This window comes from Acidovorax sp. Root267 (assembly GCF_001429215.1).
GTDB lineage: Bacteria > Pseudomonadota > Gammaproteobacteria > Burkholderiales > Burkholderiaceae_C > Acidovorax > Acidovorax radicis.
Genome location: NZ_LMJC01000030.1, coordinates 300,644 through 317,664, shown reverse-complemented (window position 1 = coordinate 317,664; position 17,021 = coordinate 300,644). Strand labels below are relative to the sequence as shown.

Here is a 17,021-nt window from a genome sequence, read left to right as displayed (position 1 = left end):
CGAAGGGGTAAGAGCGCCCATTATAAAAATGTCCGCTCCCCTGCTCTAAAAATCGCAATGCGCCGTCCGTGCCTGGGCGCCAAAAGGCGCCCCACCGTCGCCGAACGGTGTTGCAAGCCATCCAAAAATCGTCTGCTTTTGGCAACGCTCCGCAAGTGTTACGCGGGGAAAAATCTTTGCTGGAGAACTATCTTACTGATAGCATTCATGTGAAGTGTTAAGTTTTGTTGCCTCATTTTGGCAAGTTACAGGGGACCAATCTTGAGCTCAATGGGGTCTTTGTTCAGTCGCCAGTCTCCGCCACTGCTGGGAATCGACATCAGCTCCTCCAGTGTCAAACTGGTGGAGCTTGGGCGCGATAAAGCGGGCGGCTTGGTTCTCGAGCGCTGCGCGATCGAACCGCTGGAGCGTGGCTGGATTACAGATGGCAACATCGAAAAATTCGACGAAGTGGCGGATGCATTGCGCCGCCTGGTCAAGAAAAGTGGCACGCGGACCAAGAACGTTGCCTTGGCGTTGCCGCCCTCGGCGGTCATCACCAAGAAGATCACGTTGCCGGGCGGCATGACCGAGCAAGAGCTCGAAGTTCAGGTCGAGTCGGAGGCCAATCAGTACATTCCTTTTTCGCTCGACGAAGTGAGTCTGGATTTCTGCGTGATCGGGCCCAGCAAAAATGCGCCAGGCGACGTAGACGTTCTCATTGCCGCGTCACGGCGTGAAAAAGTCCAGGACCGCCAAGGGCTGGCGGAAGCAGCTGGTCTCAAGCCTGTGGTGGTTGACATTGAATCCCACGCTTCTCGATTGGCCGCAGGGCGCTTGATAGAGGCGTTGCCCAAGAAAGGCGTAGACGCAATGGTCGCGCTTTTTGAAGTGGGAGCACTTACCACCAGCATGCAGGTCATCCGTAACGAAGAAGTGATGTACGACCGTGACCAAGCCTTCGGTGGAGCCCAGCTGACCCAGTTGATCGTTCGCCAATACGGTTTCTCGGTGGAAGAAGCTGAAAGTAAAAAGCGAAATGGCGATCTCCCAGAAGACTATCAATCTGCCGTGCTTCGGCCGTTTGTAGACAGCATGGCCCAGGAGATTGGTCGTGCTCTGCAGTTCTTCTTCACTAGTACGCCCCATAACCGTGTGGATCACATCATGCTCGCTGGCGGTTCGGCGCCACTGCCTGGTTTGACGGAAGCTGTTACCCAGCAAACGGGCTTTGCTTGCAGTGCAGTCAATCCGTTTGATGGAATGGAAATTGGAAGTTCCGTTCGTTTGAAAAAAATGGTGCGTGAAGCGCCATCCTATTTGACCTCGTGCGGTCTGGCCATGCGGAGGTTCCTGCAGTGATTTTGATCAATTTACTTCCTCACCGGGAAGCTGCACGCAAGCGTCGAAAGGAAGCCTTTCAGGCGACGATGTTCGCTTCCTTTCTGATTGGCCTCGCCATCGCTGGCGCGGTCTATTGGTGGTTCCAGATGATGATCACCGCTCAGCAAGAGCGCAATACATACCTTCAAAGCGAAATTAAAGTCCTTGAAGAACAAATCAAGGAAATTGCAACCATTGAAGACGAAATTGCTGCTTTGCGGGCTAGGCAGAAAGCTGTAGAAGATCTTCAGTCTGATCGCAACCTCCCTGTTCACTTGCTCAATGAGCTTGTACGCCAGATACCGGAGGGAGCGTACGTGACGAGTATTAAGCAAACTGAGCAGGTTATCGCCATGCAAGGTGTTGCTCAGTCTAATGAGCGTGTTTCTGAAATGCTTCGGAATTTGACTGATAACACTCCTTGGTTGTCCAAGCCGGAATTGGTGGAAATTGTGGCGAGTAACATTGCACTGACATCTAGGGATCAGCGTCGAGTGTCTACGTTCAATTTGCGCTTCCGGTTGATGCGAACCGGTGAAGCGCAAAAAGTCAAAGACTCTGCCAGTGCGGCGATTGGGAAATAGACATGGCAAAAAAATCAAAGAAAGATGTTGATTTCGTTGCCTTGCAGGAAAATATCTCTAGGCAATTCCGAAATTTGGATCCTAAAGATCCTTCTTTGTGGCCAGTGGCTCCGAAGATTCTGTTGTGCCTTTTTATTTCCATCGCCGTGGCCGCAGTCCTCTGGTTTGCCAAGATTAATGAATATGAAGTCGAACTCGCAACGGAGGTTGCGAAAGAGCAGACTCTTCGTCAAGACTATCAGTCAAAACTGACCAAAGCAGTGAGCTTAGAGGCTCTAAAGCGGCAGCGTGAGCAAGTGCAGCAGTACGTGATTCAATTGGAAAAGCAATTGCCGAGTAAAGCTGAAATGGCTGCCCTACTTTCTGATATTAATCAAGCGGGTCTTGGCAGGAGTTTGCAGTTTGACTTGTTCCGGCCAGGGCAGGTAGTTGTCAAAGAGTACTATGCTGAGCTTCCGATTCAGGTTCGTGTTACTGGTAAATATCACGATATGGGTTCTTTCGCTTCTGACATTGCCCATCTATCCAGAATTGTCACTTTAAATAATATATCGATCGGTCCTTTGGGGAAGGAAAAAGATGGTGCCCTGCTGACCATGGAAGCTACGGCTCGAACCTTTAGGTACCTTGATCCTGAGGAAATTCAGGCTCAAAAGCAGGTAGCGAAAGGCGGTAAGAAATGACGTCAATTAAACTGATTTTTTTGATATCAGTCGCTATCCTCCTGCAGGGTTGTGTTTCATCCGGTGATGATGAATTGCGGCAATGGATGTCCGAGTTGCGCGCGACAACGAAACCTAAGGTAACTCCGCTGACTGAACCAAAGCAGTTTTTGCCCCAAAACTATGCCATGGATTCGGGTGTTGAACCTTTCAATCCAATAAAGCTAACGCAAGCGCTAAGGCGGGAGTCGACTCAGTCTGCATCGAATGCTGCATTGATTGCTCCAGAGATGGCAAGGCGAAAGGAGCCATTAGAGGCTTATCCACTAGACGTAATGGCAATGGTAGGCAGCCTTGATAAAAAGGGGGCTCCGACTGCACTTTTGAAGGTAGATAAACTACTTTATCAAGTGCGGATTGGTAACTACATTGGGCAAAACTACGGAAGAATAACGAAAATCACTGAAAACTCAATCCAATTACGTGAAATCGTGCAGGATGCGACAGGCGATTGGATTGAACGTACAGCTTCCCTGGATCTGCAAGAGGTTAAAAAATGAAATACTCGAAAATTTGTGCGACTAAAATTTGTCGAATTGCAGTTGGGATCTCATTTGCAGTTTTGATGCCAATGGGTGCGCTGGCACAGACCATAATTCAGTCCGTAGTGGGAAGTGTACAAAATGGTGTAGATGTGGTGCGTATCGATTTTGCAGAGCCTCTTCGAGCTGTACCTACGGGATTTGCTATTCAATCGCCCCCTCGCATCGCTTTGGACTTTACTGATACATCTAACTCCTCTGGGAAAAGTGTTTTTGAGGTGAATCAGGGTAATGTTAAATCGGTCAATGTGGTGCAGGCTGGTGATCGTTCGCGAGTTGTGCTCAATCTCAAACAGGCCACATCCTATCAAGCCGATATCCAGGGGAAATCACTGTTGATCTCTTTGGGAGCTACGCCGTCGGCAGGCTCTTCAACGCAATCAGCGTCGGCGCCAGTGTTTTCTGATCCTGCTAGTTCCGATATTCAGACATTGAAAGATGTCGATTTTAGGCGTGGTGCAGATGGCTCGGGACGAGTCGTGGTGATGCTTCCTTCAAGTCAAGTTGGAGTTGATATTCGCCAGCAAGGCAAAGGTTTGGTCGTAGATTTTCTAAAGTCAGCATTGCCAGAAGGATTGCGTCGGCGTTTGGATGTCGGTGATTTTGGTACGCCTGTTCAAGCTATTACGACTATTCAACAAGGTGAACGGGTTCGAATGACCATTGATCCTGTCGGTGAGTGGGAACATAGTGCGTACCAAAGTGACAGTCAATTTGTGATTGAAATTCGCCAAAAGAAAATCGACCTTAACAAATTGACACAAGGCCCAGGCTACAGTGGTGAGAAGTTGTCGCTTAATTTTCAAAATATTGAAGTTCGTTCACTTCTGCAGGTGATTGCTGATTTCACCAATTTCAATATTGTGACCTCTGATACGGTTACCGGTTCGCTGACGCTTCGTCTTAAGGATGTACCTTGGGATCAGGCGCTTCAAATCATTATGGAGGCCAAAAGCCTCGGGATGCGGAAATCCGGCACGGTGTTGTGGATTGCTCCTAAAGATGAAATTGATGACAGGACCAAGAAGGACTACGAAGCTGCGTTGGCTATTCAAAAATTAGAACCGCTACGAACCCAAGCATTTCAAATGAATTATGCGAAGGCAGTTGACATGGTTGGCCAATTGACGGCATCGAGTGGTGGTGCATCAGGGGGGACATCCAATAGATTTCTGTCCGAGAGAGGCAGCGCTATTGCAGAGCCGAGAACCAACCAACTGTTTGTGACCGATACAGCGAGTAAATTGGAAGAGGTTCGCCAGCTGCTTTCTACCTTAGATGTCGCTGTTCGTCAGGTAATGATTGAGGCAAGGATTGTCGAAGCATCTGATACCTTTGGGCGCTCCTTAGGCGTCAGGCTGGGCGGAACAGACTTGCGCGCCAATCGTGGCGGTACCGGTGGATACAATATTGGTGGTAGCAACAGCGTAGCGTTCGGTACCAGTTATAGCAACGCCGTAGCCTCCTCAGGCGCAGGTGGTGTAGCCAATACGTTGGGAAATTTTGTGAATCTTCCTGCACAAGCGCAAGGCGGGTTTGATCCTGCAAGTTTTGCCATCTCTATTTTTAACTCCGCCGCCAATAGGTTCTTGAATCTCGAAATATCTGCTATGGAGGCTGACGGCAAGGGAAAAATTGTGTCTAGTCCGCGAGTTGTTACAGCTGATCAGACCAAAGCATCAATAGAGCAAGGAACTGAGTTCCCGTATCCCGTGACCGCACCAAATGGCGGAACAGTTATTGCTTTTAAAAAGGCCGTCTTGAAGTTGGAAGTTTTGCCTCAAATAACGCCAGAAGGGAACATAATTTTGGATCTTGATGTGAATAAAGACAGTCCAGGTGAAATTCTTCAAAATGTACGAGCTATTAATACAAAGCACATTAAGACTCAGGTGTTGGTTGAGAATGGCGGCACGGTCGTGATTGGTGGTATTTTTGAATTGTTTGAGGACGATGCCGAGGCAAAGGTGCCATTTTTGGGTGATATCCCGGGAGTCGGTAATTTGTTCAAAACAAAAACCAAGCAAGCCAATAAACAAGAAATGTTGATTTTCATTACTCCAAAAATTATCACCGAGCGTGCTTCGGCTCGCTAATTTTATATATTGAATGGATAAGCGATGTTAAAAAATATTAAATTTTTAACCCTTGCGTTAACGGCGATCCTGTCGGCATGTGGTGGCGGCGGTAGTGGCGGTTCTGGCCAAACGCAGGAAAATTACAGTATCACGCTGCGGGCTGAAAAAACTCAGTTGCCGTTGAATATCGCAGGCTCCAGGCCTGGTATCGGAGCGTACAGACCCTATACGACCTCTCTGTATGTGGAAGCTCGGAAAGGTAGTGTACTGATACCCGGTGGCGAGGATATTTTTGGTTGTAATGTAGCTGGAGGGTTGGATTCGGGATCGCTATATTATTTGGATGGTGATCCAGCGCATGAGGTGGAGGTGGATGATGGGAGCGGCGGAAAAATAAAAGTTCCTGCTGCCTTTCGAAACATTACGCTGGGTGCAAATTCGGGCGGAAATTCGTTCCATTTTCATGCCGGGGATCAAGCTGGAACTGCGCGTATTACATGCTCTGTGACTGATCCGCGCGACAATCAGCAGAAGTCTGCCAGTGTGACGATTTCTGTAGGCGGTACTACCGGCAAACCTGCCAGCGTCCGTATGGAAGCGCAAATACCAGGCTTTCTGGGTACCAAAAACAATGCCAATGGCCTTCTTAACCAGATGGGTATCCAGGCGTTTGTAATGGATGACACCAATCAGCCTACTGCCAGCACTTCGGGTGCGAATATGCAAGTCCGAATTCTTTCGGGCACTGATGCCGCCCAGGGTGCGCGTTTGGTGGCCGGCGCTCAGAGTGGTAGCGTGTTGCAACTATCTTCGATTGGCGGCGTAGCGACTTTTTCGCTGCTCAGCGGTACGCAAACAGGACGGATTTTCCTAGAACTGACGTCTGACCGTTTTGACAATAACGTGAGCAATGGCATCATTGACCCGATTACAACCATTCAACCGATTTCAGTATTGGAGGCGCAGACGATCGCGCCTTCACTGGCCGATGTCGATTTGGGAACGGTGACCAAGGGAGTCCCATTTACGGCCTTGTTGACAGTCAATAATGGATTGCCACCTTACGTGTGGTCGGCCACAGGGCTACCTGCCGGTTTGGCCATTGATGCCAGCACCGGTATGCTCAGTGGCACGGTGAGTACCACTGCGGAAGAGCGTGACTACCGTGCGACGGTAACTGTGGTGGACAAGAACAAGCTGTCCGCGACGGCTACTGTCAAACTTAAAGTGGTAAATGGGTTACCGGAAGACTTTGCAATTGGTGATTGCAACTCAAACACTGTTTGCTCGCTGGGTACAATTCCCGTTGGTAGTAGCTTTACCTTCTCTTTTGTTGCCTCGGTAAGCGATGTGACTTGGACTTTCACTAGCCTGCCATCTTGGTTGACCAGTGGTACGACCGGTGCTGCGGGGGTTTTGAATGGAACACCTAAGGTGGCTAACTGCGGTGAGCAAAGATTCCTGGTGACTGCCACAAAGGGTGCGTCGAAGGTGACACGGACGTTTAGCATCACCGTTGTAAGCGCTAGTTCAGTACCTCCCGGTGGGGACCCTGTCGACTACGTGTGTCCCTAGTCAGTCAGTCGCTGCGTCCTGCATAGAAAGTGTGCCCGGCAACGCTTTCTTGCTGGATGTCTTCGATTCTCAACCCCGGCTCGCCGGGGTTTTTTATTGTGAAACGTAGCGCAATTCGTGCTGGCAGAGTCACTCAGGAGCGGCGCGGTAAGCATTGCTCCGGTTGATGTCGGGCAGTGCCCATGATTAGCCGAGATACCATGCGCCATTCTGGCCCGCTCGCATATAGGCCCGGAACTTCAGAAGAAGACCTTCAGTATCGAGGGCGCGGCCTCTGTTCCGTTCATCTGGGTGGCGCGAGGCTTTGCAGCAACCACATGGGATGTACTGTGGTTGCCGCTGTCTGCAACTCTTGAGAGTGCAACCGAACCATGCAAAATTGGATGAATTAATGTGACGCAGGCGTCGCGGCCTCTTACTTAACGTGCAAGAACATTTCATGTCCCAGATTGCTCAAGAAGTCCCCATTGATTTGGGCGAACGCAGCTATTGCATTGTCATTGGTGACGGCCTGTTGGCTGATGCCACGTCCTACGGTGGTTTGCCTCGCGCCGCCACTGCGCTCATTGTCAGTAACACCACGGTCGCCCCTTTGTATGCATCCGCTTTACGAGCAGCGCTGGCGGGCCGGTATGCGCAGATTCATGAACTGCAGCTACCAGATGGCGAGGAGTTCAAGAACTGGGAGACCCTACAGCTCATTTTTGATGCGCTGCTGAGCAATGGCTGCGATCGAAAGACGGTCATCTTTGCGCTCGGCGGCGGCGTCGTTGGCGACATGACAGGTTTTGCCGCAGCCAGCTACATGCGGGGGGTACCCTTCGTGCAGGTGCCCACCACGCTGCTTGCCCAGGTGGATTCTTCAGTAGGTGGCAAGACGGCCATTAACCACCCGTTGGGCAAGAACATGATCGGTGCGTTCTATCAGCCTCAGTTGGTGGTGTGCGATCTTGCGGCGCTCGATACGTTGCCCAAGCGTGAGTTCAGTGCTGGTCTTGCCGAGGTCATCAAGTACGGACCCATTTCGGACATGGCCTTCTTTGATTGGCTGGAGCGCAATATGGACGCCCTGATCGCGCACGACCGCGATGCCTTGGCGCACGCCGTGCGGCGCAGTTGCGAGATCAAGGCTTGGGTTGTTGGCCAGGATGAAAAGGAAACAGGCCTGCGTGCCATCCTCAATTTTGGCCATACCTTCGGGCACGCTATCGAGGCTGGCATGGGCTATGGTGTATGGCTGCATGGTGAAGGTGTAGGTGCCGGCATGGTGATGGCGGCCGAGCTGTCTCGCCGGCTCGGATTGGTGGACGACGGGTTTGTGGCGCGTCTGAATCTGCTGATTCAGCGCGCGGGGCTGCCCACGAAGGGGGCGGTTTTGGACGCTGCAGACAACGCGGGCCGTTACTTGGAGCTGATGCGTGTCGACAAAAAGTCCGAAGCCGGTGAGATTCGGTTTGTGCTGATCGATGGCCCGGGCAAGGCGATGGTGCGCTCAGCACCGGACGACTTGGTGCGCGAAGTGATCGATGCCTGTTGTGCCTAGGATTTCACCATCGCTTGCTATAAATAGTATAGCTATTTGCGCTTTATATATAAGCGCTGGCGGCAAATTTGAATCCGATCTCTGATCTGGCGGCGTACGCCTGCCACCCTGCAGCGACCAAGGGGCGGCGCTACCCAGAAACACCTGCTCCAACGCGAACCGAATACCAGCGTGATCGGGACCGAATCGTGCACTCCACGGCGTTTCGGCGGCTGGTCTACAAGACGCAGGTCTTTCTCAACCACGAGGGCGATCTGTTCCGTACGCGACTGACCCACTCGTTGGAGGTCGCCCAACTGGGGCGGTCTATCGCTCGCTCACTGCGCATCAATGAGGACTTGGTAGAGGCCATATCGTTGGCCCACGACCTGGGTCATACGCCTTTTGGGCATGCTGGCCAGGATGCCTTGCATGGTTGCATGGCGGAGCACGGGGGCTTTGAGCACAATCTGCAGAGCTTGCGTGTAGTGGACAAGCTGGAGGAGCGGTACCCGCAGTACGACGGACTGAACTTGACCTTTGAGACGCGCGAAGGCGTGCTCAAGCACTGCTCCAGGTTGCACGCGCAACAGTTGGAGAACGAAGAAGCCGGTGGCGTCGGTGCCCGATTTTTGCGCCGGGAGCAACCCAGCCTGGAGGCGCAGCTGTGCAACCTGGCCGATGAAATCGCCTACAACGCGCACGACATCGATGATGGCGTGCGCTCTGGGCTGATCACGCTGGCGCAGTTGCAGGACGTGCCCTTGTTCGACCATTACCGCGCTGCGGCCCAGGCCGAGTATCCGGATCTTGCACAGCCGCTGCGGCAGCGGCGGCTGCTGTTCGAAGCCATACGGCGCATGCTCAGCGCGCAGGTCTATGACGTGATTGATGCCACGCAGGCTGCGCTGGCCAGGCACGCGCCGCCTGATGTGCAGGCCGTGCGCCAGTCACCAGCGCTCGTGATGTTTGGCGATGCCATGCGTGCGCGCTCTCTGGAACTCAAGCAGTTCCTCTTCAAGAATCTGTACCGTCACCCCCAGGTGATGGAGACCACGGGCCGTGCGCAGGAGGTCGTGCGTGACCTATTTGCGGCGTACACGACTTCGCCGCGTGAGATGAAGGCGGCGTTTGCCGAGCAGGCCTCTGTGGACTGCGGCCCGCTGCGGGCAAGGGCAGTGGCGGATTTCATCGCAGGCATGACAGACCGGTTTGCGGCGCGGGAGCATGAGCGCCTGACGGGGCGGCGGCTTTTCGACTGAGCTGCAATGGGGCGGGCAGGGCGCCCGGTAAAATTCACCCGCACTTCTTCGCGCCCCGCGCGCCTGTTTCATGACTTCCACCCCCCCCTTTGCTGTCTCGGCGGCCTCTTCGGAGCCTGCCGATTTGTTCGTTCGCAACACCGTCCATTGGCTGGAGCGAGCCGTGATCGGGCTCAACCTGTGCCCTTTTGCCAAGGGCGTTCATGTCAAGGGGCAGATCCACTATGTGGTCGCGCCGACCGAAGACTTGACGGAGGTGCTGGATCTCCTGCGCTGTGAGCTGTCAGCCCTGGTGGCGGCCTCTGCCGAAACGCGGGATACCACCTTGTTGATACTCCCTCACTGCCTCCAGGATTTTCTTGATTTCAACGATTTTCTGGGAGAGGCGGAGGCATTGCTGGAGGCAATGGACCTCGATGGGACGCTGCAGATCGCGAGTTTTCACCCCCAGTTTCAGTTTGCGGGCACCGACGCGGATGATGTGACCAACTGCACCAATCGCTCGCCTTACCCCACGTTGCACCTGCTGCGGGAGGAGAGCATTGACCGGGCCGTGGAGGTGTTCCCAGAGGCGGAGATGATCTTCGAGCGGAACATCGAGGTGCTGCAAGCGCTCGGCATGCAGGGGTGGGCCGCACTCGATGTCGGTCCTCATTCGGGCGAGCCAATGTCACTGGCTGCGAACAAGGAAGTGCGATGATGAAAAATGCCAAAGACACCCCCGTAGCCCGCACGCAGCAGCCCCATGCATCGCGCCCCAAGGCAGCAGCCTCGAAAGTCGAGCCTGCGGAGCTGTCCGAGTTGCGGCCGGGTCAGTCGATAGAGCTGCTCAAAGAGTTGCACATCCTCACGCGCGATGGGCGTCTCAATCAGGATTCGCGGCGCAAGCTCAAGCAGGTGTACCACCTGTTCAATTTCATCGAACCACTGCTCACCGAGTTGTCCACCACAGAGAAGGGGCCAACGCTCGCAGACCATGGGGCGGGCAAGTCGTATCTGGGGTTCATCCTGTATGACTTGTATTTCAAGGCCCTGGGGCGTGGCCACATTTACGGGGTGGAAACGCGCGCCGAGCTGGTGGAGAAATCCCGGGTGCTGGCACAGAAGCTGGACTTTGGGCGCATGTCGTTCCTGAATGTGTCGGTGGCGGAATCCACCGGTGCGGATGAATTGCCGGCCCGGATCGATATCGTCACTGCCCTGCATGCCTGTGATACGGCGACGGACGATGCCATCGCCTTTGGTCTGCAGAAGAATGCCCGGGCCATGGTATTGGTGCCATGCTGTCAGGCCGAGATGGCCGCCTGCTTGCGCCAGGGCAAAGCCCTGCAGCTGGCGCGCACGCCCCTGGCCGAGCTGTGGCGCCATCCGCTGCACACGCGCGAACTGGGCAGCCAGGTCACCAATGTGCTGCGCTGCCTGTACCTGGAGGCGAATGGCTACCAGGTCACGGTGACGGAGCTGGTGGGGTGGGAGCACAGCATGAAGAACGAGCTGATCATCGCCCGCTACACGGGGCAGAAAAAGCGCAGCGCCTCGGAGCGGCTGCGCGCCATTCTGGAAGAGTTCGGCCTCGACAAGGTGCTGGGGGCGCGCTTTGGGCTGGGCTCGGAGGCTAGTGATACGCAGGTTGCAGTGGACGCATTGCCGCACTGACCGCCCACCACAGGCGGCTGCCTGGGCAGGGACAAATCGGGGACGGATTTATGATCGCGTTCACCCCTTGCTTCTATCGATGCCTATGGCCCGCCTGCCGCGCCTGACCCTGCCGGGTCATCTGCACCACGTTATCCAGCGCGGAAACAACCGCCAAAGTATCTTCGTAGATCGCCAAGACTTCGAGACCATGCTCTCGCTGCTGGCGGACAACGCGCAGAAATATGGGGTGGCTGTCCATGCCTATGTGCTGATGGACAACCACTTTCATCTGCTGGCCACACCCATTACTGCCGATAGCCTCCCGCAGATGATGCAGGCGGTGGGGCGGCGCTATGTGCAGTATTTCAACCGGCGCCATGCGCGCACGGGCACCTTGTGGGAGGGGCGCTATCGCTCCACGGTGCTGCAGCCAGAACGGTATCTGCTGCCCTGCATGGTCTACCTTGATTTGAACCCGGTGCGCGCGGGGCAGGTGGTGCAGGCTTCCGACTATGCGTGGTCGAGCCACGCCCATTGGCTGGGCTTGCGCCATGACCGCTTGCTCACGCCCCATGCCCTGTACTGGGCGCTCGGCAATACGCCGTTCGCGCGCGAGGCGGCGTACGCCGCTTTGGTGCAGGCGGGCATCGGATCGCAAGAACAGACTGCGTTGACCTCGTCCGCCCTGAGCGGCTGGGCGCTGGGCGATCCTGTATTTGTGCAAGAGTTGCAAAAGCACACGCCACGCCGTGTGACCAGGGGGCAGGCCGGTCGCCCTGCCATCCACAGAAAATCTTTATAAAACGCTCTATCACTTGTATTGTTCGAATATTTTGCTATTAAATTTGATGTGTCCCTTATAAATTCCAGAAAAAACCTTGTTGTGATTAATTAAGAATCTGACCCTAATTAATCTGCTTGCCAAAAGATGTTGCAATGCACTAATCTTCCACTCCCTGCGAAAAATATGAGGAGTGCGCCATGACCACGGCTGCCGAGATCCAGCATCTGCAACAACACGGTTTGTATTCATCGGGTAACGAACACGACGCCTGCGGCCTCGGGTTTGTGGCCCACATCAAGGGCATCAAGCGCCACGACATCGTGACGCAGGCCTTGAAGATCCTGGAAAACATCGACCACCGTGGTGCGGTGGGTGCTGATCCGCTGATGGGTGACGGCGCCGGCATCCTGATCCAGATCCCTGACGCGCTGTACCGTGAAGAAATGGCCAAGCAAGGCGTGACCTTGCCTGCGGCCGGCGAATACGGCGTGGGCATGATCTTCCTGCCCAAGGAGCATGCCTCGCGTCTGGCCTGCGAGCAGGAGATGGAGCGCGCCATCAAGGCCGAAGGCCAGGTGCTGCTGGGCTGGCGCGATGTGCCGGTCAATGTCGACATGCCCATGTCCCCGACCGTGCGCAAGAAGGAGCCCATCCTGCGCCAGGTGTTCATCGGCCGTGGCAACGACGTGATCGTGCAGGACGCGTTGGAGCGCAAGCTGTACGTGATCCGCAAGACGGCCAGTGCCAACATCCAGGCCCTGAAGCTCAAGCACAGCAAAGAGTATTACGTGCCCAGCATGTCCAGCCGCACCGTGGTCTACAAGGGCCTGCTGCTGGCCGACCAGGTGGGTGTGTACTACAAGGACCTGTCCGACGAGCGCTGCATTTCGGCCATTGGACTGGTGCACCAGCGTTTCTCCACCAACACCTTTCCCGAGTGGCCGCTGGCCCACCCGTACCGCTATGTGGCGCACAACGGTGAAATCAACACCGTCAAGGGCAACTACAACTGGATGAAGGCGCGCGAAGGCGTGATGGCCTCGCCCGTGCTCGCCGCCGACCTGCAAAAGCTCTACCCCATCAGCTTCGCCGACCAGTCGGACACCGCCACGTTCGACAACTGCCTCGAACTGCTGACCATGGCCGGCTACCCCATCAGCCAGGCCGTGATGATGATGATCCCCGAGCCCTGGGAGCAGCACACGACCATGGACGAGCGCCGCCGCGCCTTCTATGAATACCACGCCGCCATGCTGGAGCCGTGGGACGGCCCGGCCTCCATCGTGTTCACCGATGGCCGCCAGATCGGCGCTACGCTCGACCGCAACGGCCTGCGCCCCTCGCGCTACTGCATCACCGATGACGATCTGGTCATCATGGGCTCGGAGTCGGGCGTGCTGCCTATTCCTGAAAACAAGATCGTGCGCAAGTGGCGCCTGCAGCCCGGCAAGATGTTCCTGATCGATCTGGAACAAGGCCGCATGATCGACGACGATGAGCTGAAAGCCAACGTCGTCAACACCAAGCCCTACAAGCAGTGGATCGAGAACCTGCGCATCAAGCTCGACAGCATTGATGCTGGCGCGCAAGTGGCTGTGACCCAGCCTGCCGATCTGCCGCTGCTCGACCGCCAGCAGGCCTTCGGCTACACCCAGGAAGACATCAAGTTCCTGATGGCGCCCATGGCCAAGAACGGCGAAGAAGGCATTGGCTCCATGGGCAACGACAGCCCGCTGGCCGTGCTCTCTGGCAAGAACAAGCCGCTGTACAACTACTTCAAGCAGTTGTTCGCCCAGGTGACGAACCCGCCGATCGACCCGATCCGCGAGGCCATCGTGATGTCGCTCAACAGCTTCATCGGCCCCAAGCCCAACCTGCTGGACATTAACCAGGTCAACCCACCGATGCGGCTCGAGGTGAGCCAGCCCGTGCTCGACTTTGCCGACATGGCCAAGCTGCGCGACATCGAAAAATACACGCAAGGCAAGTTCAAGAGCGCGACCATCGACATCACCTACCCCCTGGACTGGGGCCGTGAAGGCGTGGAAGCCAAGCTCGCCTCGCTGTGCGCACAGGCCGTGGACGCCATCAAGGGTGGTGCCAACATCCTGATCGTCAGCGACCGCGCCGTAAGCGCCACGCAAGTGGCGATCCCCGCACTGCTGGCGCTGTCTGCCATCCACCAGCATCTGGTGGGTGCAGGCCTGCGCACCACGGCCGGCCTGGTGGTCGAAACCGGTACCGCCCGTGAAGTGCACCACTTCGCTGTGCTGGCTGGTTATGGCGCCGAGGCCGTGCATCCCTACCTCGCCATGGAAACCCTGGCCGAGATGCACAAGGACCTGGGCGGCGACCTGTCGGCCGACAAGGCGATCTACAACTACGTCAAGGCCATTGGCAAGGGCCTGTCGAAGATCATGTCCAAGATGGGCGTGAGCACCTACATGAGCTATTGCGGCGCCCAACTGTTCGAGGCCATCGGCCTGAACACGGAAACCGTGGGCAAATACTTCACCGGCACCGCCAGCCGTGTGGAAGGCATCGGCGTGTTCGAAATCGCCGAAGAAGCCATCCGCATGCACAAGGCGGCCTTTGGTGATGACCCCGTGCTCGAAACCATGCTGGACGCTGGTGGCGAATATGCCTGGCGCGCCCGGGGTGAAGACCACATGTGGACGCCCGATGCGATTGCCAAGTTGCAGCACAGCACGCGCGCCAACAACTGGAACACGTACAAGGAATACGCCCAGATCATCAACGACCAGAGCAAGCGCCACATGACGCTGCGCGGCCTGTTCGAGTTCAAGATAGACCCTGCCAAGGCGATCCCGGTGGACGAGGTGGAGCCCGCCAAGGAAATCGTCAAGCGTTTTGCCACCGGCGCCATGTCGCTCGGCTCTATCTCCACCGAAGCACATGCCACACTGGCTGTGGCCATGAACCGCATTGGCGGCAAGAGCAACACCGGCGAAGGCGGCGAGGACGCGGCGCGTTATCGCAACGAACTCAAGGGCATCCCGATCAAGAAGGGCGACACCTTGAAGAGCGTGATCGGCGCTGAAAACGTCGAGGTGGACCTGCCCCTGCAGGACGGGGATTCGCTGCGCAGCCGCATCAAGCAGGTGGCCTCGGGCCGCTTCGGCGTCACGGCCGAGTACCTGTCCTCGGCCGACCAGATCCAGATCAAGATGGCGCAGGGCGCCAAGCCCGGCGAAGGCGGTCAGCTGCCCGGTGGCAAGGTCTCCAACTACATCGGCAAGCTGCGCCACAGCGTGCCGGGTGTGGGCTTGATCTCGCCACCGCCGCACCATGACATCTATTCGATCGAAGACTTGGCCCAGCTGATCCACGACCTGAAGAACGTTGCGCCGCACGCTGGCATCAGTGTCAAACTGGTGTCTGAGGTGGGCGTGGGCACCATCGCGGCAGGCGTGGCCAAGTGCAAGAGCGACCACGTGGTGATCGCCGGGCACGACGGCGGCACGGGCGCATCGCCCTGGTCGTCCATCAAGCATGCAGGCGGCCCCTGGGAAATTGGCCTGGCCGAAACCCAGCAGACCCTGGTGCTCAACCGCCTGCGCGGCCGCATCCGCGTGCAGGCAGACGGCCAGATGAAGACGGGTCGCGACGTCGCCATCGGCGCGCTGCTGGGTGCTGACGAATTCGGCTTTGCCACGGCCCCGCTGGTGGTCGAGGGCTGCATCATGATGCGCAAGTGCCACTTGAACACCTGCCCGGTGGGCGTGGCCACGCAAGACCCTGAGCTGCGCAAGAAGTTCTCCGGCAAGCCCGAGCACGTGGTGAACTACTTCTTCTTCATTGCCGAAGAAGTGCGCCAGATCATGGCCCAGTTGGGTATCAAGAAGTTCGACGACCTCATCGGCCGCACCGACCTGCTCGACACCCGCCAGGGCCTGGAGCACTGGAAGGCACGTGGCCTGGATTTTGGCCGCCTGTTCGCGCAGCCCAATGTGCCTGCCGATGTGCCCCGTTTCCATGTGGATGTGCAGGACCACAACATCGAGCACACGCTGGACCGCAAGCTCATCGAGCGCAGCAAGCCTGCCATCGAAAAGGGCGAGCGCGTGCAGTTCATCGAGGTGGCCCGCAACGTGAACCGTTCTGTGGGCGCGATGCTCTCCGGCGCGGTGACCCGCGTGCATCCTGAAGGCCTGCCGGATGACACCATCCGCATCCAGCTGGAAGGGACGGGCGGACAGTCGTTCGGTGCGTTCCTCACGCGTGGCATCACGCTGTACCTGATTGGCGATGCCAACGACTACACGGGCAAGGGCCTGTCGGGTGGCCGCGTGGTCGTGCGCCCCAGCATCGACTTCAGGGGCGATGCTGTGCGCAACACCATCGTGGGCAATACCGTGATGTACGGTGCCACCACGGGTGAGGCCTTCTTCAGCGGCGTGGCCGGTGAGCGCTTTGCGGTGCGCCTGTCGGGTGCCACTGCGGTGGTGGAAGGCACGGGCGACCATGGTTGCGAGTACATGACGGGAGGTACCGTGGTGGTGCTGGGCAAGACGGGCCGCAACTTTGCTGCAGGCATGAGTGGTGGCGTGGCTTACGTGTATGACGAAGATGGCCAGTTCGACACCCGCTGCAACATGTCCATGGTGACGCTGGAGCGCATCCTGCCCGCCACGGAGCAAGAGGCCACGGTGCCACGCTCGATCTGGCACAGCGGCCAGACCGACGAAGCCCAGCTCAGGAAGCTGCTGGAAGATCACAACCGCTGGACGGGCAGCAAGCGTGCACGCGAACTGCTGGACAACTGGGCGGCATCACGCAGCAAGTTCGTCAAGGTCTTCCCGACCGAGTACAAGCGTGCGTTGTCCGAAATTTATGAACGAAAAGTGCTGGAAGAGTCCGCTACGCCAGCGGTAGCTGCTACCAAAAAAGAAGCGGTGCCTGCCAAATAAGGCCGCGCCGCAGACCTCCGC

General features: G+C 56.5%; 12 protein-coding genes. All 12 read left to right on the top strand.

Annotated features, from left to right (window positions below; genetic code table 11):
* Positions 1–261 precede the first annotated feature (261 nt).
* The 12 genes from ASE39_RS20115 to ASE39_RS20070 all read left to right on the top strand — a co-directional run bounded on the left by ASE39_RS20115 (position 262) and on the right by ASE39_RS20070 (position 17,000).
* Positions 262–1,341, top strand: a complete 1,080-nt coding sequence (locus ASE39_RS20115) for a pilus assembly protein PilM (protein WP_010462139.1) — start codon at positions 262–264, stop codon at positions 1,339–1,341.
* Complete coding sequence (locus ASE39_RS20110; protein ID WP_057272289.1) at positions 1,338–1,946, top strand: PilN domain-containing protein; 609 nt, start codon at positions 1,338–1,340, stop codon at positions 1,944–1,946. Before ASE39_RS20115 ends, ASE39_RS20110 begins: the two co-directional genes overlap by 4 nt.
* Before the next feature lie 2 nt (positions 1,947–1,948).
* Positions 1,949–2,629: a type 4a pilus biogenesis protein PilO gene (locus ASE39_RS20105; protein WP_057272288.1), complete on the top strand. Its 681-nt coding sequence runs from the start codon at positions 1,949–1,951 to the stop codon at positions 2,627–2,629.
* Positions 2,626–3,168 carry a pilus assembly protein PilP gene (locus ASE39_RS26070; protein WP_082615522.1) on the top strand — a complete coding sequence of 181 codons (543 nt, stop codon included), beginning with the start codon at positions 2,626–2,628 and terminating at the stop codon, positions 3,166–3,168. The genes ASE39_RS20105 and ASE39_RS26070 overlap by 4 nt, the downstream gene beginning before the upstream one ends.
* A 65-nt stretch (positions 3,169–3,233) precedes the next feature.
* Entirely contained in the window at positions 3,234–5,306 is a 2,073-nt protein-coding gene (gene pilQ, locus ASE39_RS26065; RefSeq protein WP_242421512.1) for a type IV pilus secretin family protein, read from the top strand.
* A gap of 24 nt (positions 5,307–5,330) precedes the next feature.
* Positions 5,331–6,863, top strand: coding sequence for a putative Ig domain-containing protein (locus tag ASE39_RS26060; RefSeq protein WP_082615520.1), 1,533 nt, complete (start codon positions 5,331–5,333; stop codon positions 6,861–6,863).
* A gap of 439 nt (positions 6,864–7,302) precedes the next feature.
* Entirely contained in the window at positions 7,303–8,406 is a 1,104-nt protein-coding gene (gene aroB, locus ASE39_RS20095; protein WP_057272335.1) for a 3-dehydroquinate synthase, read from the top strand.
* A gap of 68 nt (positions 8,407–8,474) precedes the next feature.
* Entirely contained in the window at positions 8,475–9,647 is a 1,173-nt protein-coding gene (locus ASE39_RS20090; RefSeq protein WP_199864307.1) for a deoxyguanosinetriphosphate triphosphohydrolase, read from the top strand.
* Between the two features lie 70 nt (positions 9,648–9,717).
* A complete protein-coding gene (locus tag ASE39_RS20085) occupies positions 9,718–10,347 on the top strand; it encodes a DUF1415 domain-containing protein (protein ID WP_057272285.1) in 630 nt (209 codons plus the stop codon).
* Complete coding sequence (locus tag ASE39_RS20080; protein WP_057272284.1) at positions 10,347–11,303, top strand: SAM-dependent methyltransferase; 957 nt, start codon at positions 10,347–10,349, stop codon at positions 11,301–11,303. The genes ASE39_RS20085 and ASE39_RS20080 overlap by 1 nt, the downstream gene beginning before the upstream one ends.
* 85 nt (positions 11,304–11,388) lie before the next feature.
* Positions 11,389–12,087, top strand: coding sequence for a transposase (locus ASE39_RS20075; RefSeq protein WP_057272283.1), 699 nt, complete (start codon positions 11,389–11,391; stop codon positions 12,085–12,087).
* A gap of 179 nt (positions 12,088–12,266) precedes the next feature.
* Positions 12,267–17,000: a glutamate synthase-related protein gene (locus ASE39_RS20070; RefSeq protein ID WP_057272282.1), complete on the top strand. Its 4,734-nt coding sequence runs from the start codon at positions 12,267–12,269 to the stop codon at positions 16,998–17,000.
* The last annotated feature ends 21 nt before the right edge of the window (positions 17,001–17,021 follow it).